Genomic DNA, 3,057 nt, shown 5'->3' with positions numbered 1-3,057 from the left:
GGCCATCGCGACGAAGTCGTAGCCGCGCATCCGGCGGTTGGCGAGGCCGCTCCTGATCTGCGGCATGTAGCCGATCGACGGATTGCCGCGCACGACCGGCACGCCGCCGACGGACAGCGTGCCGGCCGACACGGGCACGAGGCCGAGCACTGCGCGCATCAGCGTCGTCTTGCCCGCGCCGTTCGGCCCGAGCACGCCGACGAATTCGCCGGGTTCGATCGAGAAGCTGACGTCGCGCAGGATCGTGCGTCCGCCCAGTTCGAGCGTGACGCGATCGACGGCGAGTGCGTGAGGAGTGGCGGTCATGTCGTTACGGTGGTTTATTTCTTGCCGGCTGCCAGCGCGGCCGACAGCGCATCGAGCTGGCCGGCCATCCATTGCTGGAAGGTCTTGCCGGCCGGCTGCGTCTCGGTGACGCTGACGGTCGGCACACCGCCGTCGCGCGCGATCTTCAGCATGCGCTTGGTCATCGGTGCTTCAGCCTGGCTGTTGTAGATCAGCACGCGCACCTGCTTCTTGCGCAGGTCGTTCTCGAACGCGGCGACATCCTGCGCGCTTGCCTCGGTGTCGTTCATCGTCGCGAGCTGGAAGCGCTGGTTGCGCATGTCGAGGCCGATCGCGTCGGACATGTAGCCGAACACGGGCTCGGTGGCCGTGACCGGCAGCCCCTTGTACTGCGCGCGCAGCGCGGCGACCTTGTCGTCGACGGGCTTCATCGACGCGACGAACTTCTGCAGGTTCGCGTCGTATTCGGCCTTGTTCGCCGGGTCGGCGCGGCCGAGTTCGGCCGCGATTGCGCGCGCGGCGGCGGGCATCGTCGCCGGGTCGTACCACAGGTGCGGGTTGTCGCCGGCCTTCTTGCCGACGAGATCGGCGACGACGATCGTCGCGCGCTTCGCCTGTTTCGACGCACCGAGCAGCTTGCTCATCCACGGATCGTAGTTGGCGCCGTTGTAGATCACGACCTGCGCGTGCTGGAGTGCGCGGGCCGTTTTCGGGCTCGCTTCGAACAGGTGCGGATCCTGGTCCGGATTGCTGAGGATGCTCGTCACCGCGACATGGCTGCCGCCGATCTGCGACGCGACATCACCGTAGAAATTCTCGGCGGCGACGACGTTGACGGTCGCGGCCTGCGCGAATGCGGGCGCCGCGAGCGACAGCGCGGCGACGGCGGCGGCGAGCCAGCGGACAGGCGACAGGGCACGCCGCGGCGCGCGCTTCAGGGCAATGGACATGGAACTCCTCGTTGGAAGGGGCGGCACGGGCGCCGCGCGATACGCGTCAGCGTGGCACGGGCTTGTGCTTGCAGTGCCCGCACAGGCCGCTCAGCTCGACGACCTGGTGGTGGACTTCGAAACCGTGCGCGGGCTCACTCGCGGACAACTGCTTCGCGAGGTCGCCGCCGGGAATCTCGACGGTGTCGCCGCACGAATCGCAGATCAGGAACTGGCCTTCGTGCGGCACGCCGATCTCGCAGCACGCGAAGAACGCGTTCTTCGATTCGATCCGGTGGATGAAGCCGTGCTCGACGAGGAAATCCAGCGCGCGATAGACGGTCGTGGGCGGCACGCGGCCGCGCTGCGGCTCGAGTTCGGCGAGCAGGTCGTACGCGCCGATCGGGCGCTGCGCGGCCAGCACGCGTTCGTAGACCTGACGGCGCAGCGGCGTCCACGCGAGCCCGTGCTCGGCGGCGAATGCGTCGGCCCGGGACAGCCGGGCGTCAATGGACGAAGAGGTAGCCATGGCGTGAGGCAGGGCGTGAAACAAAGTATGGCGATGATATAACGTATCGCCGCGCCGTGCAGCGCGATTTCCCCTTTCCGTCCTCACTCCGTCCCCTTCATCGCTGTTCCGGCCGCACCGCACCGTGCGGGCCGCGCCTTGCCGGGCGTGCGCAACGGGCCGCCACGCTGCGCCGTTGTGCCGCAGTGCGTCATAGAAAGCCGTCACGTCGCCTTGACAGCGCGAATCGCGTATCCGATGATTCGATCACTAACAGAGCAATTGATCGGTTGGCGAGCGTTCGCTCACCTCGCAGCCGTCGTAACGCAGAACGAACCGGAGACAGCCAGTGAGACTGGAAGACAAGGTCGCGATCCTGACGGGCGCCGCAAGCGGCATCGGCGAGGCGGTCGCGCAACGCTATCTGGACGAGGGCGCGCGTTGCGTGCTCGTCGACCTGAAGCCCGCAGGCGGCTCGCTCGCGCGGCTCATCGACGCACACCCCGGCCGCGCGGTGGCCGTCACCGCGGACGTCACGCGCCGCGACGACATCGAGCGCATCGTCGCCACGGCGGTCGAGCGCTTCGGCGGCGTCGACATCCTGTTCAACAATGCGGCGCTGTTCGACATGCGGCCGATCCTCGATGAATCGTGGGACGTGTTCGACCGGCTGTTCTCGGTCAACGTGAAGGGGCTGTTCTTCCTGATGCAGGCCGTTGCGCAGCGGATGGTCGAGCAGGGGCGCGGCGGCAAGATCGTCAACATGTCGTCGCAGGCCGGGCGTCGTGGCGAGGCACTCGTTTCGCACTACTGCGCGACCAAGGCCGCGGTGATCAGCTACACGCAGTCGGCCGCGCTCGCGCTCGCGCCGCATCGGATCAACGTGAACGGCATCGCGCCGGGTGTCGTCGACACGCCGATGTGGGAGCAGGTCGATGCACTGTTCGCTCGCTACGAGAACCGGCCGCTCGGCGAGAAGAAGCGGCTCGTCGGCGAAGCCGTGCCGCTCGGCCGCATGGGCGTGCCGGGCGACTTGACGGGCGCCGCGCTGTTCCTCGCGTCGTCCGACGCCGACTACGTTACCGCCCAGACGCTGAACGTCGACGGCGGTAACTGGATGAGCTGAAGTGATGCCGCTCGCACGCGCCACCACCTGCCGGCCGGCCCGAGACGCGGCAGTTGTCTCGCACGTCGCGGCCCCCGTCGAACGAGGAGGGCACGCCTGATGGCCGAGATCGTCGTCGCCGGCGAGCTGCTGGCCGAATTCGTCGCCGCCGAGCGCGGCCAGGGTTTCGACACGCCGGGCTTGTTCGAGGGGCCGTTCCCGAGCGGCGC

General features: G+C 68.3%; 4 protein-coding genes and 1 pseudogene. 2 read left to right on the top strand and 3 right to left on the bottom strand.

All coding sequences use genetic code 11. The features are described from left to right. The 3 genes from JYJ84_RS32695 to JYJ84_RS32685 form a co-directional block, all read right to left on the bottom strand. The coding region (locus JYJ84_RS32695; RefSeq protein WP_205189990.1) for an ATP-binding cassette domain-containing protein at nucleotides 1-306 on the bottom strand (306 nt) is incomplete at its 3' end. Between the two features lie 14 nt (nucleotides 307-320). After that, nucleotides 321-1,235: a metal ABC transporter solute-binding protein, Zn/Mn family gene (locus tag JYJ84_RS32690; RefSeq protein ID WP_175223409.1), complete on the bottom strand. Its 915-nt coding sequence runs from the start codon at nucleotides 1,233-1,235 to the stop codon at nucleotides 321-323. Nucleotides 1,236-1,281: 46 nt separating this feature from the next. Beyond that, nucleotides 1,282-1,743: a Fur family transcriptional regulator gene (locus JYJ84_RS32685; protein WP_122946156.1), complete on the bottom strand. Its 462-nt coding sequence runs from the start codon at nucleotides 1,741-1,743 to the stop codon at nucleotides 1,282-1,284. A 328-nt stretch (nucleotides 1,744-2,071) separates the two neighbouring features. Here JYJ84_RS32685 and JYJ84_RS32680 point away from each other — a divergent pair, with 328 nt between their 5' ends. Beyond that, the gene (locus tag JYJ84_RS32680; RefSeq protein WP_122946155.1) at nucleotides 2,072-2,848 is read left to right on the top strand and encodes an L-iditol 2-dehydrogenase; all 777 of its coding nucleotides are present in this window, start codon (nucleotides 2,072-2,074) and stop codon (nucleotides 2,846-2,848) included. 99 nt (nucleotides 2,849-2,947) lie between these two features. Next, nucleotides 2,948-3,057, top strand: a pseudogene (locus JYJ84_RS32675) (sugar kinase); the annotation flags it as partial.

The organism is Burkholderia sp. LMG 13014, from assembly GCF_905232215.1.
GTDB lineage: Bacteria > Pseudomonadota > Gammaproteobacteria > Burkholderiales > Burkholderiaceae > Burkholderia.
This window is presented reverse-complemented; position numbering and strand designations above follow the sequence as displayed.